We start from the raw sequence: 24,037 nt of genomic DNA on the forward strand, positions 1-24,037 counted from the left end.
CCTGTCACTTAACAGCTGACAGGTACCAACATGAAGCTCTCGGTAGAACAACTCGACCTCGACCGCAGCGGTCTGACTTCCGTTACCACTGCGCTGCAGAGCCTGATCGATACCATCGACCAGGCCGGGGGTGGCACGCTGGTGGTGACGCCGGGGATCTGGCTGACGGGCACGCTGGTGATACCGTCAAACTTTACCCTGCATCTGGAGGCGGGCGCGCATCTGCTGGCCAGCCCCCACGAGGCCGACTATCTGGCCGCCGAAACCCAAAGCATGGCCGAGCAATCAAGGATGGCGCTGCTCTACGCCCGCGACGCGCATCACCTGACCCTGAGCGGGGCAGGCCGTATCGATGGCAATGCCAGCGCCTGGTTTGCCCCGCATCCGGACGCCCAGGGCTACCGCCAGCCGAAAACCCGTCGCCCGCGGATGCTGGTGCTGGAAGGGTGCCAGCAGGTGCGGATCCGCGATATTACCTTGTGTGACGCGCCGATGTGGACCGCGCACCTGGTCAGCTGCAACCACGTGTTCATCAACAACATCACCATCGATAACGATCTCACCCTCTCCAATACTGATGCCCTGGATATCGACAGCTGCCAGCACATCCACCTCAGCGACAGCTATTTCAGCGCCGCCGATGACGGCATCTGCCTGAAAACCACCGCCAAAGCCGCGGAACTACAGCAGCCGATCGAGAACGTGACGGTCAACAACTGCATCATCCGCTCGAAGAGCTGCGCTATCAAAGTCGGGACCGAAACCTTCGCTGATATCCGCAACCTGGTGGTCAGCAACTGCATCATCTTCGAATCCAACCGCGCTATCGGCCTGGTCTCCCGGGATGGCGGCCAGTTCAGCCAGATGCTGTTCAGCAACATTATTTTCGACTGCCAGCACGGGGACCCCTGCCACTGGGGCAAAGCCGATCCGGTCTTTATCTCCGTCCGCCATCGCGCCCCGGATATTCAGCCGGGGGCGATAAGCCAGATCACCTTCTCGAATCTCAGCGGCAGCGGGGAAGGGGCCATCAACCTGCACAGCGATATCCCCGGCGCTCTCCACGACGTGACCTTCAACGGCCTGAACTTCGCCCAGCGCCTGAGCGCCAGCGACGAGCAGGGCTGCTATGACCTGCGCCCGCCCTGCAACCCGCAACGCCCGACCGGGATGGGGCGGGATAATGCCTGGCGACTCAACCCGCAAACCGGCCGCGCCCACGGGGTGGAGCCTTATCCGCACGGCCTGCCCGGGCTGTATGCCGCAGGGATTGAGGGATTACAGCTGCACGCTATCCAGATCACCCGTCCGCAGCCGTTACCCGCGGGCTGGGATGAAGAGAGCATCCGTATCGACCCGGCAAATTCAGGGGAACAAAAATGATAAAAAAAGTGCGAGAAATAAAACTGCGTAACTATGTCTGTTACGGACTGGCGGACGTGATTGGCTCCGGTGCCTTTACGCTGGTCAGCGCCTGGCTGCTGTTTTTCTTAACCACCTTCTGCGGGCTGACGCCGATCCAGGCCGGCTCGCTGTTTGCGGTGGCGCGTATTGTCGATGTGATCATGTGTCCGGTCATCGGTTACATTTCCGATAACTTCCATAAGACCGCGCTTGGCCGTCGCTTTGGCCGACGCCGCTTCTTCCTGCTGGCCAGCATCCCGCTGGTGTCGGTCTACAGCCTGCTGTGGGTGGAGGGCTTCAGCTACTGGATGTACCTGCTGTTCTACATCCTGTTTGAGATCGTCTACACCATGATCATCATCCCCTACGACACCCTGTCGGCAGAGATGACCTCCGACTTTAAAAAGCGTTCTAAGCTGACCAGCGCCCGCATGTACATTGCCCAGTTGGCCGGTTTTGCCGCCGCTTTCCTGCCGGGCCGCCTGGTAGCGTACTTCGGTCCCGAATCCTCAGACTCGTTCTTCTACACCGGGGCTATCTTTACCGTCTCGTTCATGATCGTGCTGTTCTTTGTCTACTTCGGCACCTGGGAGCGCTCGCTGGAGGAGATCCAGCAGAGCGAAGTCCATGACGCAGAGGAGGCGAAAGAGCCCCTGGCGACCCGGCTGTACCATATCTACTACGATTTCGTCTCAACCCTGAAAATCAAAACCTTCCGCTCGCACCTCGGGATGTACCTCGGCGGCTCGGTAGCACAGGATATTTTCAACTCGGTCTTTACCTACTTCGTGGTCTTTGCCCTGATGACCTCCTCGGTGATGGCCTCTAATCTGCTTGGCGTCATCAACGCATTGCAGTTCTTTGGCGTCGGGATCGCCACCTGGCTGACCCTGCGTTACTCCCCGTCCCGCGCCTTTGCCACCCAGGCGTCGATGGCGCTGGTGGCTTTCGCCTTGCTGGTGTCGGCGTATTTTCACCAGACCGGCGGGATGGTGCTGCTGTATGCCGGGGCGGCGATTGCCGGTCTGGCCCGCGGCGGGATCTACGCCATTCCGTGGAACAACTACACCTTCGTGGCGGATGTGGACGAGATCCTCACCTGCCAGCGTCGGGAAGGCATCTTCGCCGGGTTTATGAGCCTGCTGCGTAAAGCCTCGCAGGCGATGTCGATTTTTCTCGTCGGCGTGGCGTTGCAGATGTCGGGTTTTGTCTCCGGGCAGGCCGCCCAGCCACAGTCGGCCATCAACATGATCATGGTGATCATGATTGTCCTCCCGGTGATCCTTACTATCTGGGGGATCTGGTCTGCCTTCCAGTTCCGCGTCAACAGCCGGACCCACGCCATTCTTAACGAAGAGGTGGCGCGCCTAAAGCAGGGCGGCAGCAAAGCCAGCGTCAGCGCCGAAAACCGTCAGGTCATCGAGAGTCTGACCGGCATGCCGTACGAGCACTGCTGGGGCGAGAACAGCGTCGGCTACCTCAATCGCAAACGGCTGCTGGCGCGTCACGCCTCCCCGCAATTGAAAAATGCATAATCCTCAACCAGTACCGGGCCCCGTGCCCGGTCCGTTAAGACCACACAGATGACAGAACACAGCGTATTCATACAGCAAGGGATCTGGGCCCGGCTGGGGCTGCCCCGGGAGTTGAGCTGGGGCTTTATCGGCATTTTCCTGTTTATTACCGGCGCCACCATCGAGCAAAGCTGGCTGGCCTCGATGCTGCAAAACCGCGGCTATGACGCCTTCCACATCAGCCTGCTCTCATCGGTATTTGGCCTGGGCGTGGCGGCAGTCTCCTGGTTCTCGGGGTTTGGCGCCGGGGTATTGGGCCTGCGTCGCCTGATGTGGGCCGCGACGGCGGTCTACTTTCTCGGCTCGATTCCATTTATCGGCTATGCCCTGCCGCAGGGCAACTACCCGCTGATGGTGGCCAGTTACGCCCTGCGCGGCGTGGCTTACCCGCTGTTTGCCTACTCCTTCCTGGTGTGGATCAACCAGCGCTGCGAGCCGCGGATCCTCGGCCGGGCAGTCTCCTGGTTCTGGATCGCCTTTGGCGTGGGGATGACCATCGTCGGGCCCTGGTACTCCAGCCTGATGCTGCCTGAAGTCGGCGAAACTGCCACCCTGCTGAGCGGCTTTGTCTTTGTGATGCTCGGGGCTTTTTGCGCCCTGGTGCTCAATCGCGATCGCCCGCAGGTGGAGCAGGGGGGCAGCATCGGGGCGGCGCTGGCTGAAGGCATCATGGTGCTGATTCGTGAACCGAAAATGCGTCTGGGGGTAATCGTCAAAACCATCAATGACATCGGCAAGTTCTCGCTGGTGATCCTGATGCCGGTCTACCTCCCGCGCTTTGGCTTCAGCATTGCACAGTGGCTTACTGTCTGGGGGCTGGTGAACCTGGTTAACATCTTCGCCAGCTACTTCTTTGGCTGGCTGGGGGACACCATCGGCTGGCGCAACACCGTGGTCTGGTTCTCCGGCACCCTGTGCGGACTGGCGATGCTGGCGGTGTGTTACGCCCCGGTGCTGTTTGGCGACAGCGAAACGGCGCTGTTCTGCGCCCTGGCACTCTATGCCATCGGGCTGGGGGCGTTCGGACCGCTCAGCGCCCTGATCCCATCGTTATTACCGGATAACAAAGGCGCGGCCATCTCCTGCCTTAATCTGGGCTCCGGCCTGAGCAACTTTGTCGGCCCGCTGATTGTCACCCTGTGCGTGGCCCCGCTGGGCGTGGAAGGGACGCTGTGGGTGATTGCCATTCTGTACTTTGCCGCCAGCGTACTTACCCTTCCGTTAAAACTGCCGGACCAGGGCTAAAACCCCGCTTTTCGACTACGCTTTTCTCTCAAGCCTCTGAAAAAGGCGGCAAAATCATGAGGAAAGTGGAATGACTATCTTAAAGGGGATTGTTGGCTCAACGGCGCTGCTGGCGGCGTTGAGCCTGCCTTTGCAGGCCGCTGAGCCGGTAAAGGTCGGGTCAAAAATTGATACGGAAGGCGCGCTGCTCGGCAATATCATTTTGCAGGTGCTTGAGAGTCACGGCGTAAAAACCGTCAATAAAGTGCAGCTCGGCACCACCCCGGTGGTACGCGGAGCTATCACCTCCGGCGAGCTGGATATTTACCCGGAATACACCGGCAACGGGGCCTTCTTCTTCAAAGATGAAAACGACCCGGCATGGAAAAATGCCAGCGCCGGGTATGAAAAAGTCAAAAAGCTCGATGCCGAACAGAACAAGCTGATATGGCTCACACCGGCACCGGCCAACAACACCTGGACCATCGCGGTGCGTAAGGACGTGGCGGAGAAAGGCAAGCTCACCTCCCTCGACGATCTCAGCCGCTACCTGAAAGAGAAGGGCGACTTTAAACTTGCCGCCTCGGCGGAATTTATCGAGCGCCCGGACGCCTTGCCAGCCTTTGAAAAAGCCTACGACTTCAAGCTGGACCAAAGCCAGCTCCTCTCCCTGGCGGGCGGTGATACCGCGGTGACCATCAAAGCGGCGGCCCAGCAAACCTCGGGCGTGAATGCGGCGATGGCCTACGGTACCGACGGCCCGGTAGCGGCGCTGGGTCTGCAAACCCTGACCGATCCGAAAGGCGTTCAGCCGATCTATGCTCCGACGCCAGTGGTGCGCGAAGCGGTGCTGAAAGCCTACCCGGAGCTGGATGCCTGGCTGAAGCCAGTATTTGAAACCCTGGATGAGAAAACCCTGCAACAGCTGAATGCCAGCATTGCAGTGGAAGGGCTGGATGCCAAAAAAGTGGCGGCAGATTACCTGAAGCAGAAAGGGCTGGTGAAGTAGCCCCAGGACAGTTCAGTGCCGATAAGATGTCATAACCGCGTCCTGCTGCTGCTGGCTGTCATAGCCCTGGCCGCAGGCGCGTTACCTTTCGTTAATTTCGCCCCTAACCGGCTGGTGTCCGGAGAGGGGCGTGCCCTCTGGCAGGTGTGGTCGTTTTCCCCTGCGCTGCTGCTGTTACCGCTGGGCCTGCTGCTGGGGTTAACCCTGGCCCGCGGACGCTGGGCGTTAGCGGTGACGCTGGTGGTGTGCGAGCTGCTGTTCGCCGGGCTGGTCTGGAGTGCCGGGCTGGCGGCGTCGCATCTCGCCACCGCGGAGAGCCCGCTGGCGCGTACCGCGGTGGGCAGCGGCCTGTGGCTATGGCTGGCGCTCTGCCTGCTGGCCTGCAGCGATGCCATTCGCCGGCTCAGCCCGCAGCCGATCTGGCGCTGGCTGCTGCAGGTGCAAATCTGGATCCTGCCGCTGGGGCTGTTATTCAGCGGCGAACTCCATTCTCTCTCCCTGCTGAAAGAGTATGCCAACCGCGAGGATATTTTTAACGCTGCCCTCGCCCAGCATCTGACCCTGCTGGCAGGAACCCTGGTGCCGGCGCTGCTGGTCGGGGTGCCGCTTGGGATGCTCTGTTATCGCCGTCCGACGACGCAGGGGCCGGTGTTTGCGGTGCTGAACGTGATTCAGACCGTGCCGTCCGTAGCGCTGTTCGGCCTGCTGATTGCCCCTCTGGCCGGGCTGACCCGTGCCTGGCCGTGGCTGTCGTCGCTGGGGATTGCCGGGACCGGCATGACCCCGGCGCTGATCGCGCTGGTGCTCTATGCCCTGCTGCCGCTGGCGCGCGGGGTGCTGGCGGGGCTCAGCCAGGTACCGGCCGAGGTGCTGGAGAGCGCCGACGCGATGGGGATGAACACCCGTCAGCGTTTCTGGCAGATCCAGCTTCCGCTGGCGCTGCCGGTGCTGCTGCGTGGCCTGCGGGTGGTAGCGGTACAGACGGTGGGGATGGCGGTGATTGCGGCGTTAATCGGCGCGGGAGGATTCGGGGCACTGGTGTTCCAGGGCCTGCTGAGCAGCGCGCTGGATCTGGTCCTGCTGGGGGTGATCCCGACTATCGTCCTGGCGGTGGTGGTGGATGCGCTGTTTGCCCTGTGGATCGCCCTGTTGGGAAGGAAGACCAATGATTGAATTTCATGATGTAAATAAAACCTTTGCCGGGGAGCCGGCGGTCAGCGATCTGAACCTGACCTTTGCCGAAGGGGCTTTTTCGGTGCTGATTGGTACCTCGGGGTCGGGCAAATCGACCACCCTGAAGATGATCAACCGGCTGGTGGAGCACGACAGCGGCCTGATCCGCTTTGCCGGAGAGGAGATCCGCAGCCTGCCGGTACTGGAGCTGCGTCGCCGGATGGGCTACGCCATTCAGTCCATCGGGCTGTTTCCGCACTGGACGGTGGCGCGCAACATCGCCACTGTGCCGCAGCTGCAAAAATGGTCCCGGCAAAAAATCGACGAACGGGTGGATGAGCTGATGGCCCTGCTGGGGCTGGATCCGGTGCTGCGTGAGCGGTTCCCGCATCAGCTCTCCGGTGGTCAGCAGCAGCGGGTAGGGGTGGCGCGTGCGCTGGCCGCCAATCCGGAGGTGCTGCTGATGGATGAGCCCTTTGGCGCCCTCGATCCGGTGACCCGCAGCGCCCTGCAGCTGGAGATGACCCGCATCCACCGCATCCTGGGCCGCACCATTATTCTGGTCACCCACGATATCGACGAAGCCCTGCGGCTGGCGGACCATCTGGTATTGATGGATAACGGCAGAGTGGTGCAGCAGGGAACGCCGTTGAGGCTGCTGACCCAGCCCGCGAATAGTTTCGTGCGCGAGTTTTTTGGCCGCAGCGAGCTGGGCGTGCGCCTGCTGTCGCTGCGCACGGTGGGCGAGTCGATGCGACGGGAGATCGCCGTCAGTCAGGTCAGCCCGCTGCGGGCCTCCATGAGCCTGCGCGATGCGCTCTCGGCCTTTGTCAGCAGCGGCAGCGAAAGCCTGCCGGTGGTGGACGACGAGGATCGCCCGTGCGGCACCCTCTGGTTCCGCGATCTGCTCAATCAGGAGGCGGCGCATGACGTGGTTACGTGATCCGCTCCCGTGGCTGGTGGCCCTGTTCGTGGCGCTCCTCCTGTGGATGCCCCACAGCGGACCGCTGTTCAGCGCCCTGTTCCCGGAGCTGCCGCGCCCGGTCTATCAGCAGGAGAGCTTTGTTAGCCTGACGCTGTCACACTTCTGGCTGGTGGGTGCCTCAAGCCTGATCGCGATTGTGCTGGGGGCCGGAGCCGGGATCGCCGTGACCCGCCCGGCCGGGCGTGAGTTTCGCCCGCTGGTGGAGACCATCGCCGCGGTCGGACAGACTTTTCCGCCGGTGGCGGTACTGGCGATTGCGGTGCCGGTGATGGGATTTGGACAGCAGCCCGCGATTATCGCGCTGATCCTTTACGGAGTATTGCCGATTCTGCAGGCGACGTTAGCGGGGCTGGCGTCAGTACCCGCAGCGGCCATCAGCGTGGCGGAAGGGATGGGGATGAGCGGCTGGCAGCGTCTGCGCAACGTGGAGTTGCCGCTCGCCGCGCCGGTTATGCTGGCCGGGATCCGCACCTCGGTGATTATCAATATCGGTACGGCGGCCATTGCCTCCACGGTGGGGGCTAACACGCTGGGGACGCCGATTATTATCGGCTTAAGCGGGTTTAATACGGCCTATATTATCCAGGGGGCGCTGCTGGTGGCGCTGGCGGCGATTGTGGTGGATCGTGCCTTTGAGCGGCTGGCTAAGCGCCTCAGCCGACACCGCCACGGACAATAAACGAATACCCTGCCAGCATCACGCCGCCAATACCGCTAACGGCCATGAGAATGAATAGGGTGATAACCGCGACTTTGGTTGCCTTCATAATGTGCTCCTGATGTTAACAGAGCGATTATACGGTGAAGCACGGCTGTTAATGAACCATTAATTGCCTTTCAGCGGGAACACGGGATAGCCATGCGCCTGCCACTGGGTAAGCTGTTGCTTCTGCGCTGCGGTAGGGGATTCGCCGCACCAGACCAACAGCGTCTGCCCGTCGAACAGCTCCGGGCGCAGCTGCACCAGCGAGTGCGCCAGCACGTCGACGCGCCAGCCCTCCTGCGCGGCTATCCACGCCTCCAGCCAAAGGCGGGTGGTATCCTGCACATTCCAGCCGACAACCAGCGCATCCTTGCTGTTCTTCTTTCGCGCGGTGGCCAGACAGATGCAGATGTAGTTGATCAATACCCCGTCCAGCGCACTCAGCAGCGCCTGCAGCGTGGGCTGCTGGGACTGGAGTCGGCGGCGTAACGGGACGAACAGGTGCGAAATTAAGGTTTGCGCCGGGTATTCGCTGCCGCGCTCCTTGAGCCACACGCGCAGGCGATGCAGATGGCCGGACTGCAGATAACGCAGCAGCACCTCCTGCTGTTCGCGCCAGATGTCCTGCTCCTCCTGGCCTTCCGGGCTCAGTAGCGTCTTGACCTTGCCGACCTGCACGCCGTTATCAATCCAGCCCTTGATCTCCCGGATGCGATCGATATCTGCATCGGTAAACAGCCGGTGCCCGCCGTCGGTTCGCTGTGGTTTGAGTAGTCCGTAACGTCGTTGCCATGCGCGTAACGTTACAGGGTTGATATCACACAGGAGTGCCACTTCCCCAATCGTGTAGAGCGCCATGTTTTCCCCCGGCTTGCACATGCCCAGATTAACTGTAGACGCAGTTTGCTGAACCAGGAAGGATTGCTCTTTTTTTGCACTATTAATGTGAATTTCGGAATACGTTGAGTAAAAGGTGTGATGCCTGACACGAAAACACATTTTTATCCGCGTGCTGCCAGGCAAGTTAAGACGCTTCAGTGTATGTTACGCGGTTTTAGCGTTGTGGTTTGTGGGCATGTACGAATTTAATCTGGTGTTGCTGCTGCTTCAGCAGATGTGTGTGTTTCTGGTCATCGCGTGGCTGATGAGTAAAACACGCCTGTTCATCCCCCTGATGCAGGTCACCGTCCGCCTGCCGCACAAGCTGCTCTGCTACGTTACCTTCTCTATCTTCTGCATCCTTGGCACCTATCTCGGCCTGCACATTGAAGACTCCATTGCCAACACCCGGGCGATTGGCGCGGTGATGGGCGGCCTGCTCGGCGGCCCGGTGGTCGGCGGGCTGGTGGGCCTGACCGGGGGGCTGCACCGCTATTCGATGGGCGGAATGACGGCGCTGAGCTGTATGATCTCGACCATCGTCGAAGGGCTGCTCGGCGGCCTGGTCCACAGCGTGATGGTCCGGCGCGGTCGCCCGGATAAAGTCTTTAGTCCGCTCACGGCGGGGATGGTCACCCTGGTTGCCGAGCTGGTGCAGATGCTGATCATTTTACTCATCGCCCGCCCGTTCGAGGATGCCCTGCATCTGGTCGGCAGCATTGCCGCGCCGATGATGGTTACTAACACAGTGGGTGCCGCGCTGTTTATGCGCATTTTGCTCGACAAGCGGGCGATGTTTGAAAAGTACACCTCCGCCTTCTCGGCAACGGCGCTGAAGGTCGCAGCCTCGACGGAGGGGATCCTGCGCCAGGGCTTTAACGAAGAGAACAGCATGAAGGTGGCTCAGGTCCTGCATCAGGAGCTGGATATCAGCGCCGTCGCCATTACCGATCGCGAAAAACTGCTGGCCTTTACCGGCACCGGGGACGATCACCACCTGCCCGGGAGACCGATTTCGTCCACCTATACGCTTCGCGCCATTGAGACCGGTGAGGTAGTCTACGCCGACGGTAACGAAGTGCCGTACCGCTGCTCGCTGCACCCGCAGTGCAAGCTGGGCTCAACGCTGGTGATCCCGTTGCGCGGCGAAAATCAGCGGGTGATGGGCACCATTAAGCTCTACGAAGCGAAAAACCGCCTGTTCAGCTCCATCAACCGAACCCTGGGGGAGGGGATTGCCCAGCTGCTGTCGGCGCAAATCCTGGCCGGACAGTACGAGCGGCAGAAGGCGCTGCTGACCCAGTCGGAAATCAAGCTCCTGCACGCTCAGGTCAACCCGCATTTTCTGTTTAACGCCCTCAACACCCTGAAGGCGGTGATCCGCCGGGACAGCGAGCAGGCGACGCAGCTGGTGCAGTTTCTCTCGACCTTTTTCCGCAAGAACCTGAAGCGGCCGTCGGAGATCGTCACCCTGGCCGATGAGATCGAACATGTGAACGCCTATCTGCAAATTGAGCAGGCTCGGTTTCAGTCGCGCCTGCATGTCACGCTCTCGGTGCCGGATGAACTGGCCTGGCAGCAGCTGCCGGCCTTTACCCTGCAGCCGATCGTCGAGAATGCGATTAAGCACGGCACCTCGCAGCTGCTGGGCACCGGAGAAATTGCCATCACCGCCAGCCGCTTTAACCGCTATCTGGTGCTGGATATTGAAGATAACGCCGGGCTCTATACCTCAACTACCGAGGGCGGCGGCCTGGGGATGGGGCTGGTGGATAAACGCCTGCGCGCCCATTTTGGTGAGGATTGCGGCATTACCGTCGTCTGCGAGCCGGACTGCTTTACCCGCATAACCTTAAGACTGCCTCTGGAGGAGCACGCATGATGAATGTGCTGATTGTCGATGATGAGCCTTTGGCGCGGGAAAACCTGCGGTTTTTGCTGCAGGAGCAGAGTGATATCGAGATTGTTGGCGAATGTGCTAACGCCATCGAAGCCATCGGCGCGGTGCATAAGCTGCGCCCGGACGTGCTGTTCCTGGATATCCAGATGCCGCGCATCAGCGGCCTGGAGATGGTGGGGATGCTCGACCCGGAGCATCGACCCTACATCGTGTTTCTCACTGCCTTTGACGAGTACGCGGTCAAAGCCTTTGAAGAGCACGCCTTTGACTACCTGCTGAAACCCATTGAAGAGCAGCGGCTGGAAAAGACCCTCAACCGTCTGCGCCAGGAGCGCAACGTGCAGGACGTCTCCCTGCTGGCGGAGCATCAGCAGCCGCTGAAGTTTATCCCCTGTACCGGCCACAGCCGCATTTATCTCCTGCAGATGGACGACGTAGCCTTCGTCAGCAGCCGGATGAGCGGGGTATTTGTCACCAGCGGTGAGGGCAAAGAGGGCTTTACCGAGCTGACGTTGCGCACCCTGGAGAGCCGCACGCCGCTGCTGCGCTGTCATCGCCAGTATCTGGTCAACATGGCGCACCTGAAAGAGATCCGCCTGGAGGAGAACGGGCAGGCGGAGCTGGTGCTGCGGGCCGGGCAGACGGTGCCGGTCAGCCGTCGCTATCTGAAAAGTTTGAAAGAGGCGATAGGGCTGTAAAACTGGTACACTGCGCGGCAGAGCATCATCGACAGTTAAAGGCACACATGATTAGCAATGACATTCTTCGTAGCCTGCGCTACACCCTGAAAGCAAACAATAACGACATGGTGCGCATTCTTGCGCTTTCCGATATGGAATCCACGTCGGCAGGTTTCGACACCTGGATGACCAAAGAAGATGAAGACGGGTTTGTTCGCTGCCCGGACATCATCCTGTCAGGTTTCCTGAACGGTCTGATCTACGACAAGCGCGGCAAAGATGAGTCCGCGCCTGAGCTGGCGCTGGAGCGTCGGGTGAACAACAACACGGTGCTGAAAAAGCTGCGCATCGCCTTTTCCCTGAAGACTGACGATATTCTGGCGATCATGACCGAGCAGAAATACCGCGTCTCAATGCCGGAAATCACCGCCATGATGCGCGCCCCGGATCATAAAAACTACCGCGAGTGCGGGGACCAGTTCCTGCGTAATTTCCTGCGCGGACTGACGCACCGGGTGCATCACCCGAAGGCGTGATGCGGCAGGGTGCGGCCTGATGCCCTCACCCCGACCCTCTCCCACGGGGAGAGGGAGAAAACAAAATGCCATAAAAAAAGCCGGATGATGAATCCGGCTTTTTTGTTATTTCACCTGCTGACCAGGCTTCGCGCCTTCATCAGGGCTTAACAGGAAGATCTCCTTCCCGCCAGGGCCTGCGGCCATCACCATCCCTTCCGAGATGCCGAAGCGCATCTTGCGTGGGGCGAGGTTCGCCACCATCACTGTCTGACGACCAATCAGCACCTGCGGGTCCGGGTAAGCAGAACGGATGCCGGAGAAGACGTTGCGCTTCTCGCCGCCCAGGTCCAGGGTCAGACGCAGCAGCTTGTCAGAGCCTTCGACGAATTCCGCGTTCTCGATCAGCGCTACGCGCAGGTCAACTTTGGCGAAATCATCAAAAGTAATGGTCTCCTGAATCGGATCGTCCGCCAGCGGGCCGGTAACCGGTGCGGCTGCGGCTTTCACCTCTTCTTTCGACGCCTCAACCAGCGCTTCGACCTGCTTCATCTCAATGCGGTTGTACAGCGCCTTGAAAGCGTTCAGCTTGTGGCCGAGCAGCGGCTGGTGAATGCTGTCCCAGCTCAGTTCGGTGTTCAGGAACGCTTCGGTACGCGCGGCCAGCTGCGGCAGTACCGGCTTCAGATAGGACATCAGCACGCGGAACAGGTTGATACCCATAGAGCAGATCGCCTGCAGGTCGGCATCGCGGCCTTCCTGTTTGGCGACTACCCACGGCGCCTGCTCGTCAACGTAGCGGTTAGCCAGATCGGCCAGGGCCATGATCTCACGCACCGCTTTACCGAATTCACGGCTTTCCCAGGCTTCGCCAATCACGGTAGCCGCGTCGGTGAAGGTTTTGTACAGCGCCGGATCCGCCAGTTCAGCCGCCATCACGCCGTCAAAACGTTTGGCGATAAAGCCGGCGTTACGGGAAGCCAGGTTGACTACTTTATTGACGATGTCGGCGTTGACGCGCTGGACGAAATCTTCCAGGTTCAGGTCGATATCGTCGATACGGGAAGAGAGCTTCGCCGTATAGTAGTAGCGCAGGCTGTCGGCATCAAAGTGGTTCAGCCAGGTGCTGGCCTTGATGAAGGTGCCGCGGGATTTGGACATCTTCGCGCCGTTCACCGTCACATAGCCGTGCACGAACAGGTTGGTAGGCTTGCGGAAACCGCTGCCTTCCAGCATTGCCGGCCAGAACAGGCTGTGGAAGTAGACGATGTCTTTGCCGATGAAGTGGTACAGCTCGGCGTCGGAATCTTTCTTCCAGTATTCCTCGAAGCTGGTGGTGTCGCCGCGTTTGTCGCACAGATTCTTGAAGGAACCCATGTAGCCGATTGGCGCATCCAGCCAGACGTAGAAGTATTTGCCCGGCGCGTTCGGGATTTCGAAGCCGAAGTAAGGCGCATCGCGGGAGATATCCCACTGCTGCAGGCCGGATTCAAACCACTCCTGCATCTTGTTCGCCACCTGCTCCTGCAGCGCGCCGCTGCGGGTCCACGCCTGCAGCATTTCGCTGAAGGACGGCAGGTCGAAGAAGAAATGTTCGGAGTCACGCATCTCAGGCGTCGCACCGGATACCACGGATTTCGGCTCAATCAGCTCGGTCGGGCTGTAGGTCGCGCCGCACACTTCGCAGTTATCGCCATACTGATCCGGGGATTTACATTTCGGGCAGGTGCCTTTCACAAAACGGTCCGGCAGGAACATGCCTTTTTCCGGATCGTAGAGCTGAGAGATGGTGCGGTTTTTAATAAAACCGTTCTCTTTCAGACGGGTGTAGATCAGCTCCGACAGCTCACGGTTCTCGTCGCTGTGCGTGGAGTGATAGTTGTCGTAGCTGATGTCGAAGCCAGCAAAATCCGTCTGATGTTCCTGACTCATTTCAGTAATCATCTGTTCCGGGCTGATACCAAGCTGCTGGGCTTTCAGCATGATCGGCGTGCCGTGTGCGTCGTCTGCACAGATGAAGTTAACCTGATGGCCGCGCATTCGCTGGTAACGGACCCAGACATCAGCCTGGATATGCTCCAGCATGTGGCCGAGGTGGATTGAGCCGTTTGCGTACGGCAGAGCGCACGTTACCAGAATTTTTTTCGCGACTTGAGTCATAGTGGACATTACTTCTTTGGTAGTGAAAAGGGCTTTGATAGTACCAAATGGGGCATTATTAAGTAAGCACAAACCATGGCCTTTCAGGTAAACTTGTTCAACAAAGCTCTTATCCACAATAACAAAAGGAGTCGGGATGAGTTCTCAATCCCAGGCCAAATCACCGGAAGCCTTGCGCGCAATGGTCGCCGGAACGCTGGCTAATTTTCAGCACCCCACCCTGAAGCACAATCTCACTGCTCTCAAGGCGTTACATCACGTGGCGTGGCTGGATGATACCCTGCATGTTGAGCTGCAGATGCCGTTCGTCTGGAACAATGCGTTTGAGACGCTGAAAGAGCAAACCAGTGCTGAGTTGCTGCGCATCACCGGGGCGAAGGCCATTGACTGGAAATTGTCCCACGCTATCGCCACCCTGAAGCGGGTGAAAAACCAACCGGGCATCAACGGCGTGAAGAACATTATCGCCATCAGCTCCGGCAAAGGTGGGGTGGGCAAATCCTCCACCGCCGTGAACCTGGCGCTGGCGCTGGCTGCCGAAGGGGCGAAGGTCGGTATCCTCGATGCCGATATCTACGGGCCTTCCATTCCGAATATGCTGGGCGCCGAAAATCAGCGTCCAACCTCGCCGGATGGCACCCATATGGCACCGATCATGGCCTACGGCCTGGCGACCAACTCGATTGGTTATCTGGTGACCGACGACAATGCCATGGTGTGGCGCGGGCCGATGGCCAGCAAAGCGCTGTTGCAGATGTTGCAGGAGACGATGTGGCCGGATCTCGATTATCTGGTGCTGGATATGCCCCCGGGTACCGGTGATATTCAGTTGACGCTGGCGCAAAACATCCCGGTTACCGGGGCGGTAGTGGTCACCACGCCGCAGGACATCGCGCTGATCGACGCCAAAAAAGGCATCGTGATGTTCGAGAAGGTTGAAGTGCCGGTGCTGGGCGTGGTCGAAAACATGAGCATGCACATCTGCAGCAACTGTGGTCATCATGAAGCGATCTTTGGCGCAGGCGGGGCAGAGAAGCTGGCGGCGCAGTATCACACCCAGCTGCTGGGGCAGATGCCGCTGCACATTACGCTGCGTGAAGATCTCGACAGCGGGAAGCCGACCGTGGTCAACCGTCCTGAAAGTGAGTTTGCTGAGATGTATCGCCAGCTGGCGGATCGCGTCGCGGCCCAGCTCTACTGGCAGGGGGAAGTGATCCCGGGCGATATCGCGTTCCGCGCGGTGTAACATTTGGGTGCGGCCTGATGCCCTCACCCCGGCCCTCTCCCACGGGAGAGGGTGCAAACACAAAAAACGGTCACCTCAGGGCGACCGTTTTACATTTACCTTGCGATTAACGGTGGTAGAAGATATCGCCGTTATACGCTTTGTAGATCTTGCCGTCGGTATCACCCACCAGCACGTAGTTCTCACCCATATAGGTCCAGTGCGTGCCAGCTTGTGGTTCAGGCAGGTTGCGCAGCTTATATTGCTTGATGGTGTACTCAGGTGTCAGATACTGTGCCGGGGCGAAATCACCAATCTTAAATTTCGTAAAATCGGCTACAAACTCCTGTTCCTCATAGGCCTGGATGCCAGAGGGTGCCGCTGCGGCTTGTGGTGCAGCAAACGCCGCGCTCGCCAGTGACATCAGTACGCCCAGAAGTAGAATTTTACCTTTCGTCATTTTTTCTCCAGATTAACCGTGGCCATTACTCTTGGTCTGCTGATTCGTGACCGAGCAACAGATACTCTATTTTATGTTTTGCCGGCTGGCTGGGCTGGTAAAAAATGTAACAAATCAACACATCCTTGTACATGCCGGGCTGGTTCTAATTATTTTTACCGTGAATGCATTTTTATTTTATCTTTATATTATCTATGTTTCCTTTTATAAAATCCGAAAGCAACCCCCAATACCAATATAGTCATGTTCGGGATGTATTTTTTTGTTTGTAGAATGCTTATGATAAAGCCTAATTTATTGGTGTTGTTTTTGCTTTCTCCTATCTAAAGAAGTTACCAGACAATCGTCAGCCCGGCTGGTGCATTTCTTTTGTCAGGTTATTTTATTGTAACTCTCTGATATTAATTAATATTTTAAATATTAATTACGTATATCTATTGCCGGGAGTTATCCAGAAATTAATGGGCTATTAACGTAATTCGTAGAGTATTATTAATTAATGACAATCCCACTCCGCACCGGCGCGGGTTTTTTGGCCGCCCTGTTATTAGCAGGCTGCACAATTACGCCCGGCCAACATATCAATACTTCTGGGAAAAATAACGTTGCTGTCGCCGACAGTTCGCTTGATTTGGATAAGAAAGTGGATGTCTGGCCGTTAACACCCTCCGTCATTGAACAGCTCCGCGGCGATCGTGAGAAATCTCAGTCAAATCCGAATCTGGACGAGGAATTAAAAAACTGGGAATACCGGATTGGCCCCGGGGATGTGCTGATGATCACCGTCTGGGATCACCCGGAACTGACCACGCCGGCCGGGCAGTATCGTAGCGCCAGCGATACCGGTAACTGGGTCGGTGCCGACGGCACGCTCTTTTATCCCTATGTCGGTAAGCTCCAGGTTGCAGGCAAGACCCTCGCTCAGGTGCGCCAGGAGATCACCGCCCGGCTGGACAGGGTGATTGAAAGCCCGCAGGTCGATGTCAGTATCGCGGCGTTCCGTTCGCAGAAAGCCTATGTCACTGGCGAAGTGGTCAAATCTGGCCAGCAGCCGATTACCAATATCCCCCTGACCATTATGGATGCGATCAATGCGGCGGGAGGCCTGTCTGCTGATGCCGACTGGCGCAACGTGGTGCTCACCCACGGCGGCAAAGATACGCGAATTTCGCTCTACGCCCTGATGCAGCATGGCGATCTCACGCAAAACCGCCTGCTGTGGCCGGGGGATATTCTGTTTATCCCGCGCAATGATGCCCTGAAAGTCTTTGTCATGGGCGAGGTGGTGAAACAGAGCACACTGAAGATGGATCGCAGCGGTATGACGCTGGCAGAAGCGTTGGCCAGCGCCGGTGGTCTGAATCAGGACATGGCCGATGCGACCGGCATCTTCGTCATCCGCTCCACCACCGGAAAAAGCCCGGACGGCAAAATTGCGCGCATCTGGCAGCTGAATGCCCGCGACGCGTCTGCCATGGTGCTCGGCACAGAGTTTCAGCTCCAGCCCTACGATATCGTCTACGTGACGACGGCGCCGGTCTCGCGCTGGAACCGCGTACTGACCCAACTGGTGCCTACCATCAGCGGTGTACATGATCTGACGGAAACCGTGCGCTTTATTAAGTCGTGGCCTGAATAATGATCCAGTCCATTCTGGTGGTGTGTACTGGAAATATATGCCGCTCCCCGATCGGAGAACGGCTCTTACAGCAGCAGTTACCGGCATTATCCATCGCTTCGGCGGGCATTTGCGGTCTGGCCGGTCATCCGGCAGATCGCCATGCCCAGCAGATCGCGGCCATGTATGGCCTTTCGCTGGCAGATCACGTTGCCCGCCCGCTCACGGCGGCAATGATGCGGGAATACGATCTGATCCTCGCCATGGAGTCAGGGCAAATTAACCGGATTTCGCTCATCGCACCGGAGGCGCGTGGTAAGGCCTTGCTGTATGGGCAATGGCTAAGGGAACAGGAGATCCCCGATCCGTACGGTAAAGGCATGGAAGCCTTTGAATATGTTTTTCGCCTGCTTGGCGAAGCAAGTCAGGAATGGACTAACCGACTTACAGTAAAGGGATTACGGTCATGTCGTCGAAAAACGTGAATGCACAGGGTTATGCTGTTGATAATCAAGAGTTGGATCTGGCACGTCTTCTGGGGGAGTTAATTGATCATCGCGTGTGTATTCTTAGCGTCACGCTATTGTTTGCGCTCTGCGGGACGTTGTATGCGTTATTTGCATCGCCGGTCTATGTCGCAGATGCCATGGTGCAAGTAGAAAATAAGCAGCAGAACAGCATTCTCAAAACCTTAAACCAGCTGGCACCGGAGCGGGCATCGGATTCCGGCGCCGAGATGCAACTGCTGAAATCGCGGATGATCCTCGGTGAAACCGTAGAGGCATTGCGCTTACGCGATGAGATAACCCAGGTTCGTCTGCCGGTTATCGGCAAGGCCTGGGCGAAGCTTACCGGACAACCTGCCGCCACAGTGATCCTCGATAATCTGACGCTTCCGGCCACCCAAAGCATGACCCTTACCGCCGAAGAGAACGGGCACTACCTGCTGGAAGGGGAGGGCTTTAGCGCGCGCGGCACCGTAGGGACCCCGCTGCAGCACGCCGGAGTAACGATCGCCGTTCGCGAATTGACGGCACCGGCAGGGACGCGTTTCAGACTGCGGCAGCACGCGCAGCTGGAAGCGATAAACGCCCTGAGCCGCCAGTTTAGCGTCACGGAGCAGGGCAAAGAGAGCGGGATCCTCTCGCTGAGCCTGACCGGGCAGGATCCCGCGCGCATCGCCACCGTGCTGAATCACATTGCGCAGAGCTATCTGCAACAGAACATTGCTCGTCAGGCTGCGCAGGACTCGCAGAGCCTTAGTTTCCTTCAACGCCAGCTGCCACAGGTGCGCGGTGAGCTGGAGTTGGCTGAAGAGCGTCTGAACACCTACCGTAAGCAGCGCGATTCGGTGGATTTGACCCTCGAAGCCAAGTCGGTGCTGGAGCAGATCGTTAACGTCGATAATCAGCTGAATGAGCTGACCTTCCGCGAAGCCGAGATCTCCCAGCACTTTAAAAAGGACCATCCCACCTATCGGGCGCTGCGTGAAAAACGTCAGACGTTAGAGAGCGAGCGGGAGCGGCTGAACAAACGGGTAGGGACGATGCCGTCGACGCAGCAGGAGATCCTGCGCCTCAGCCGCGATGTCGATTCTGGCCGGGCGGTTTACCTGCAGCTGCTAACCCGACAGCAGGAGCTGAATATCTCCCGCTCCAGTACCATCGGTAACGTACGTATTATCGATTCGGCGGTAACGCAGCCTGCACCCATTAAGCCGCGCAAGGCGTTAATCGTGGTCATTGCGACCCTGTTTGGCTTCTTCGTCTCGACAGGCGGGGTGCTGGCGAGATCGGCACTGCGACGCGGGATCAACGCCCCTGAACAGCTGGAAAGTGAAGGGATTAGCGTCTATGCCACCTTGCCTCATTCGGAGTGGCTGCACGGTAAAACCCGGGTGGGCAACCGCTATTTCTTCCACTACTGCAGACGGCATAAAACCACCGACGTGCCTTTTTTACCGATCGACAGGCCGCTGGATAATTTTGTCGAAGCGGTGCGCGGGTTACGTACCAGCCTGCACTTCGCCATGATGGATGCCGAAAATAACATTCTGATGTTCAGTGGCCCGTCTCAGGACTGCGGCAAAACGCTGGTTAGCACCTCGCTGGCAGCGCTGGTGACCCAGGTCGATCAGCGGGTGCTGTTTATCGATGCGGATATGCGTAAAGGCTACGTGCACAATATTTTTGGCCTGCGCAATGATGCCGGCCTGTCGGACGTGCTGTCAGGTAAAGTGGCCTTCCCGCAGGCAATACAGACTTACGCCAGCGGCCAGTTTGATGTGGTGACCTGCGGGTATTATCCGCCGAATCCGTCCGAGCTGCTGATGCACGACCGTTTCCGCGAGTTTATGGTCTGGGCCAGCGCGCAGTACGACATGGTGATTGTCGATACTCCGCCGATTCTGGCCGTTACGGATGCCGCGCTGGTGGGCCGGGTGGCAGCCACCACGCTGCTGGTGGCGCGGTTTAACGTTACCAGCGTCCGGGAGATGGAGGTCAGCCAGCGTCGCCTGCAGCAGATGGGGGTCAACATTAAAGGGGCAATCCTGAACGACGTCGTGAAGTCGGCGGCCAGCTATTATGCTTCGGGTTACGATGCTTACGGCTATTCCGCAGCGCAGAGCGCAAAGAATAAAGCGAGATAACGAGGGGAATAAAGACCCGGCAGCGAGCGCTGCCGGGTTGAACAAACTTACTTCGCCAGCAGCTCGTGCGCCGTGCGTTCCACCAGTGACAGCAGGACTTTGACATCCTCCAGCGTCACGATTGGGTTCAGTAGGGTCAGCTTCAGGCAGGTGATACCGTTATGCTCGGTCACACCGACGTTGGCACGGCCCGATTCCAGCAGCGCATCACCGATCTTCTGGTTGAGCAGCGCAATGGCCGCATCGTCCAGATTCAGCTCAGGGCGGAAGCGGAACAGCACGCTTGCCAGCTGGGGTGGCATCACCAGTTCCAGCTGTGGCTGTTCAATCACATACGCGGCAACCTGCTGCGCCATGGTCACACCGTGATCGATGATCTCAGCGTATTTCTTCTGGCCCAGCGCCTCCAGGCTCATCCACAGCTTCAGTGCGTCGAAGCGACGGGTGGTCTGCAGGGATTTGGACACCAGGTTTGGTACGCCAGCCTCTTCGTCAAACTCAGAGTTAAGGTACGCCGCCTGATAACGCATCAGCTCATAGTGACGCGCCTCTTTCAGCAGGAATGCGCCGCAGCTGATGGTCTGGAAGAACTGCTTGTGGAAGTCCAGCGTCACTGAATCCACCAGCTCGATACCGTCGAGGTAATCGCGATACTTCTCGGACATCAGCAGCGCGCCGCCCCAGGCCGCATCCACGTGAACCCAGATGTTCTGCTTCGCCGCCAGCTCTGCAATCGCACGCAGCGGATCGATAGCACCCGCATCCGTGGTGCCGGCAGTGGCAACAATCGCCAGAATCTTTTCGCCGTTGGCATTGCACTGCTCGATTTTCGCCGCCAGATCATTCAGATCCATACGCGAACATTCGTCAGTTTTTACCTGAATAACGGACTGATAGCCGAGGCCCATCAGCGCCATGTTCTTCTGCACGGAGAAGTGCGCGCTGTCGGAGCACAGAACGCGGATCTTACGCAGATCGCCCACCAGACCATCCTGCTGGACGGAGTGGCCCTGACGCGCGAAGAACGCATCGCGCGCCAGCATCAGACCCATCATGTTGCTCTGGGTGCCGCCGCTGGTGAAGACACCGGCGTCGCCAGGCTGGTAACCCAGACGGGTACGCAGCCACTCGATCAGTTTTATCTCGATAATGGTCGCAGACGGGCTCTGATCCCAGGAGTCCATACTCTGGTTGGTGGCGTTGATCATCACTTCCGCCGCCTGGCTTACCACCAGACTCGGGCAGTGAAGATGCGCCACGCACTGCGGATGATGCACCGCCAGGCTGTCTTTCAGGAAATATTCAACGGCACGCTCGATGGCGGTCTCGTTGCCCAGCCCTTCCGGGCTGAAATCCAGGTTGATACGTTCGCGCAGCTCGGCAACCGTTTTACCCTGGTACATTTCCGGCTGTTTCAGCCACTGCATAACCGCCTGGGTGCTCTGCTCGATGGCCTGCTGATAGGCTTCGATGCTGTGCGCCGACGACGACAAAATCGGGTTTAAATCTGACATTGTATCCATTGTCTCCGGTTAGACTGGGCGAACGCCCGCAGCAAGCAGCGCCTGCTCAAATTTGTCCAGGAACACGTTCAGCTCCTGATCGCTGATCAGCAGGGAAGGCAGCAGACGCACAACGTTACCGTTACGACCGCCACGCTCCAGAATCAGACCGGCTTCGAAGCATTTCTTCTGGATCAGCGCAGACAGCTCGCCATCACCCGGGAAGCAGCCCATATGGTCAGCAGCTTCGTGCGGTTTCACGATCTCGATGCCGATCATCATGCCCAGACCGCGCACGTGACCGATGACCGGATAACGTTTCTGCAGCTCAACCAGCTTCGCTTTCAGCCACTCGCCCTGGGCGGCAACTTTATCGGCAATGTTCTGCTCTTTGAGGATCTGCAGGGTGGTGAGGCCAGTAGCCATCGCCAGCTGGTTGCCACGGAAGGTACCGGTATGGTGACCAGGAGACCAGGCATCGAACTGCTTTTTGATACCCAGCACGGCCAGCGGCAGGCCGCCACCGACAGCTTTGGACATCACGACGATGTCTGGCTGGATACCTGCGTGTTCAAAGGCGAAGAATTTACCGGTACGGGCAAAGCCTGCCTGAACTTCGTCGAGGATCAGCAGAATGCCGTGCTCTTCGGTCACTTTACGGATGCGCTGCAGCCACTCAACCGGCGCCGGGTTCACGCCGCCTTCGCCCTGAACGGCTTCCAGGATCACGGCAGCAGGTTTACGCACGCCGCTCTCGACGTCGTTGATCAGGTTTTCGAAGTAGTAGGTCAGGGCTTTCACACCCGCTTCGCCGCCGATACCCAGTGGGCAGCGGTACTCGTGCGGGTAAGGCATGAACTGCACTTCTGGCATCATGCCGTCAACCGCTTCTTTCGGAGACAGGTTGCCGGTCACGGACAGCGCGCCGTGGGTCATGCCGTGATAGGCACCGGAGAAGCTGATAATGCCGCTGCGGCCAGTCACTTTTTTCGCCAGCTTCAGCGCGGCTTCAACAGCGTCCGCACCGGATGGGCCGGTAAACTGCAGGCAGTACTCTTTGCCCTGACCTGGCAGCATAGAGAGCAGGTATTCTGAGAACGCGTCTTTCAACGGCGTGGTCAGATCCAGGGTATGTAACGGCAAGCCGCTGGTAATGACACTTTGGATGCTTTTCAGCACATCAGGATGGTTATGACCCAGCGCCAGCGTTCCCGCTCCGGCCAGGCAATCCAGATACTCTTTGTTATCCGCATCGGTGATCCACACCCCATCCGCCTTAGTAATAGCTAAAGGCAGTTTGCGCGGATAACTCCTGACATTGGATTCCATTTCAGCCTGACGGGCCAGATAGGTTTCGTTGGTTTTGAAAGAAGAGGCATTCAAAGTATCAATACGGACTTTATCCGTCATCATATCACTCCTACAACCGCAGCTCAGCACGTGGCCACGATTGAATAATTAATTAAGAAAATGAGAAGGGCATCAAAAATCGCGGCCAATATAGAGCCTTTTTGCGTAGGGCTCAATGGTTAATTGTTTATCGTTTTGTTACGCGCGTTGAAACAACGCGCGTAAGCCGTAACCCCGCATGGCAACTGAGGTTTCCTGGGGGGCACTCCGGGGGAAAAAGTGGGGTATTTTAGAATGCTTTAGGACTACTTTGAACAACGTTCAGAATCCCGTGATCGCGACCATGGGTTTTATTCCATGACGCATCAGTGACGCCATCCGCGTCGAGAGAAATCGACAGGATATAACCGGCTCCTTTGATCTCGTAAAAATTAGCATTCAACCGCTTCACCGTGGCTTTCTTGCCGTTGATGATGGCCTGGGTGAAGCCATTGTTGATGGTGGCTTTGATACCGTTAGCGCTAAAAGAGGCTTCGCGCAGCGGATCGGCAACATGGGCCGCCTGGCCATGTTGTACGGCGTCATGGGCATTTTCTAAGGCCTGTTTTTCGGCAGCAGCATTGATCGTGGCCTGACGGTTCTGGTCTGCGATATAGCACGCATCACGGCTGACGCCCTTTGCTTCACACTGCGCTAACCGCTGCTCTTCAGAGACACAGCCCGACAGCAAAGCGGCAATCACACCCACCAACAGAATCTTTTTCATACATTAACCTTAAAGGAGTGAGGAAGGTTTTCCCCGGTTGTTGATTCGATAATTATTATTGGCCTGGCCACTTTTTGCTGGTGTCTATATTAGAGACGCAACAGTGGCGCGCGCTGAATATCACGCAAGGGGCGTTTTCTCAGGTTGACGAAGATCACATTTAGCACGGATAGCTAAAAACTTGAGATTTGTCCTGGTGAATGGTTACTCACGAGTTACGGGAAGGTTTAAGGTATGTATGTCCTAGTTGTGCTGAGAGA

Annotated in this window: 21 protein-coding genes; 14 read left to right on the top strand and 7 right to left on the bottom strand. The window is 58.1% G+C overall.

The window, feature by feature from the left end; genetic code table 11:
* The first annotated feature begins 30 nt into the window (after nt 1-30).
* The 7 genes from LG383_RS04375 to LG383_RS04405 all read left to right on the top strand — a co-directional run bounded on the left by LG383_RS04375 (nt 31) and on the right by LG383_RS04405 (nt 8,048).
* Entirely contained in the window at nt 31-1,383 is a 1,353-nt protein-coding gene (locus LG383_RS04375) for a glycoside hydrolase family 28 protein (protein WP_225758411.1), read from the top strand.
* Complete coding sequence (locus LG383_RS04380; RefSeq protein ID WP_225758412.1) at nt 1,380-2,939, top strand: MFS transporter; 1,560 nt, start codon at nt 1,380-1,382, stop codon at nt 2,937-2,939. The genes LG383_RS04375 and LG383_RS04380 overlap by 4 nt, the downstream gene beginning before the upstream one ends.
* Before the next feature lie 48 nt (nt 2,940-2,987).
* Nucleotides 2,988-4,223, top strand: a complete 1,236-nt coding sequence (locus tag LG383_RS04385) for an MFS transporter (RefSeq protein WP_225758413.1) — start codon at nt 2,988-2,990, stop codon at nt 4,221-4,223.
* Between the two features lie 70 nt (nt 4,224-4,293).
* Nucleotides 4,294-5,211, top strand: coding sequence for an ABC transporter substrate-binding protein (locus LG383_RS04390; RefSeq protein WP_166182979.1), 918 nt, complete (start codon nt 4,294-4,296; stop codon nt 5,209-5,211).
* Nucleotides 5,212-5,226: 15 nt separating this feature from the next.
* On the top strand, nt 5,227-6,384 hold the full coding sequence (locus tag LG383_RS04395) for an ABC transporter permease (RefSeq protein WP_225758414.1): 1,158 nt from the start codon (nt 5,227-5,229) through the stop codon (nt 6,382-6,384).
* A complete protein-coding gene (locus tag LG383_RS04400; protein ID WP_225758415.1) occupies nt 6,377-7,327 on the top strand; it encodes an ABC transporter ATP-binding protein in 951 nt (316 codons plus the stop codon). The genes LG383_RS04395 and LG383_RS04400 overlap by 8 nt, the downstream gene beginning before the upstream one ends.
* On the top strand, nt 7,311-8,048 hold the full coding sequence (locus LG383_RS04405; protein ID WP_166182977.1) for an ABC transporter permease: 738 nt from the start codon (nt 7,311-7,313) through the stop codon (nt 8,046-8,048). Before LG383_RS04400 ends, LG383_RS04405 begins: the two co-directional genes overlap by 17 nt.
* On the opposite strand, the gene LG383_RS04410 is transcribed toward LG383_RS04405, so the two are convergent.
* Nucleotides 8,023-8,136, bottom strand: coding sequence for a protein YohO (locus LG383_RS04410; protein WP_106995318.1), 114 nt, complete (start codon nt 8,134-8,136; stop codon nt 8,023-8,025). The two genes, LG383_RS04405 and LG383_RS04410, sit on opposite strands and share 26 nt — an antisense overlap.
* Before the next feature lie 59 nt (nt 8,137-8,195).
* Entirely contained in the window at nt 8,196-8,930 is a 735-nt protein-coding gene (gene mlrA, locus LG383_RS04415) for an HTH-type transcriptional regulator MlrA (protein WP_106995317.1), read from the bottom strand.
* Between the two features lie 217 nt (nt 8,931-9,147).
* On the opposite strand from mlrA, the gene LG383_RS04420 reads away from it, so the two are divergent.
* Genes LG383_RS04420 through LG383_RS04430 form a run of 3 tightly spaced genes read left to right on the top strand, consistent with a single transcriptional unit; the run spans nt 9,148 to nt 12,067 of the window.
* Nucleotides 9,148-10,833, top strand: a complete 1,686-nt coding sequence (locus LG383_RS04420; RefSeq protein ID WP_106995316.1) for a sensor histidine kinase — start codon at nt 9,148-9,150, stop codon at nt 10,831-10,833.
* Nucleotides 10,830-11,549, top strand: coding sequence for a two-component system response regulator BtsR (gene btsR / locus LG383_RS04425; RefSeq protein ID WP_106995315.1), 720 nt, complete (start codon nt 10,830-10,832; stop codon nt 11,547-11,549). Before LG383_RS04420 ends, btsR begins: the two co-directional genes overlap by 4 nt.
* A gap of 47 nt (nt 11,550-11,596) precedes the next feature.
* Nucleotides 11,597-12,067: a DUF1456 family protein gene (locus LG383_RS04430; protein ID WP_106995314.1), complete on the top strand. Its 471-nt coding sequence runs from the start codon at nt 11,597-11,599 to the stop codon at nt 12,065-12,067.
* A 105-nt stretch (nt 12,068-12,172) separates the two neighbouring features.
* Here the strand turns inward: LG383_RS04430 and metG are convergent, their stop codons facing one another.
* Nucleotides 12,173-14,206 (bottom strand): methionine--tRNA ligase, encoded by a 2,034-nt coding sequence (gene metG / locus LG383_RS04435; protein WP_225758416.1) that lies wholly within the window; start codon nt 14,204-14,206, stop codon nt 12,173-12,175.
* Nucleotides 14,207-14,342: 136 nt separating this feature from the next.
* Between metG and apbC the strand changes: the two genes are divergently transcribed.
* Nucleotides 14,343-15,452, top strand: coding sequence for an iron-sulfur cluster carrier protein ApbC (apbC, locus tag LG383_RS04440; RefSeq protein WP_166182974.1), 1,110 nt, complete (start codon nt 14,343-14,345; stop codon nt 15,450-15,452).
* A gap of 106 nt (nt 15,453-15,558) precedes the next feature.
* Here the strand turns inward: apbC and LG383_RS04445 are convergent, their stop codons facing one another.
* The gene (locus LG383_RS04445; protein WP_032612537.1) at nt 15,559-15,891 is read right to left on the bottom strand and encodes an RcnB family protein; all 333 of its coding nucleotides are present in this window, start codon (nt 15,889-15,891) and stop codon (nt 15,559-15,561) included.
* A 499-nt stretch (nt 15,892-16,390) separates the two neighbouring features.
* Between LG383_RS04445 and LG383_RS04450 the strand changes: the two genes are divergently transcribed.
* The 3 genes from LG383_RS04450 to LG383_RS04460 are packed head-to-tail and all read left to right on the top strand — an operon-like array spanning nt 16,391 to nt 20,159.
* Nucleotides 16,391-17,530, top strand: a complete 1,140-nt coding sequence (locus LG383_RS04450) for a polysaccharide export protein (protein ID WP_106995310.1) — start codon at nt 16,391-16,393, stop codon at nt 17,528-17,530.
* Entirely contained in the window at nt 17,530-17,994 is a 465-nt protein-coding gene (locus LG383_RS04455) for a protein tyrosine phosphatase (protein WP_225758417.1), read from the top strand. The genes LG383_RS04450 and LG383_RS04455 overlap by 1 nt, the downstream gene beginning before the upstream one ends.
* Nucleotides 17,976-20,159, top strand: coding sequence for a polysaccharide biosynthesis tyrosine autokinase (locus LG383_RS04460; RefSeq protein WP_225758418.1), 2,184 nt, complete (start codon nt 17,976-17,978; stop codon nt 20,157-20,159). Before LG383_RS04455 ends, LG383_RS04460 begins: the two co-directional genes overlap by 19 nt.
* A 47-nt stretch (nt 20,160-20,206) precedes the next feature.
* Here LG383_RS04460 and LG383_RS04465 read toward each other — a convergent pair whose 3' ends face one another.
* The 3 genes from LG383_RS04465 to LG383_RS04475 all read right to left on the bottom strand — a co-directional run bounded on the left by LG383_RS04465 (nt 20,207) and on the right by LG383_RS04475 (nt 23,777).
* Nucleotides 20,207-21,673, bottom strand: a complete 1,467-nt coding sequence (locus tag LG383_RS04465; RefSeq protein WP_225758419.1) for an aspartate aminotransferase family protein — start codon at nt 21,671-21,673, stop codon at nt 20,207-20,209.
* An 18-nt stretch (nt 21,674-21,691) separates the two neighbouring features.
* On the bottom strand, nt 21,692-23,074 hold the full coding sequence (locus tag LG383_RS04470) for a diaminobutyrate--2-oxoglutarate transaminase (RefSeq protein WP_039031094.1): 1,383 nt from the start codon (nt 23,072-23,074) through the stop codon (nt 21,692-21,694).
* Nucleotides 23,075-23,300: 226 nt separating this feature from the next.
* Complete coding sequence (locus LG383_RS04475; protein ID WP_225758420.1) at nt 23,301-23,777, bottom strand: hypothetical protein; 477 nt, start codon at nt 23,775-23,777, stop codon at nt 23,301-23,303.
* Nucleotides 23,778-24,037 lie beyond the last annotated feature (260 nt).

The organism is Leclercia sp. Marseille-Q4284 (genome assembly GCF_916618945.1).
Taxonomy (GTDB): Bacteria; Pseudomonadota; Gammaproteobacteria; order Enterobacterales; family Enterobacteriaceae; genus Enterobacter; species Enterobacter tamurae.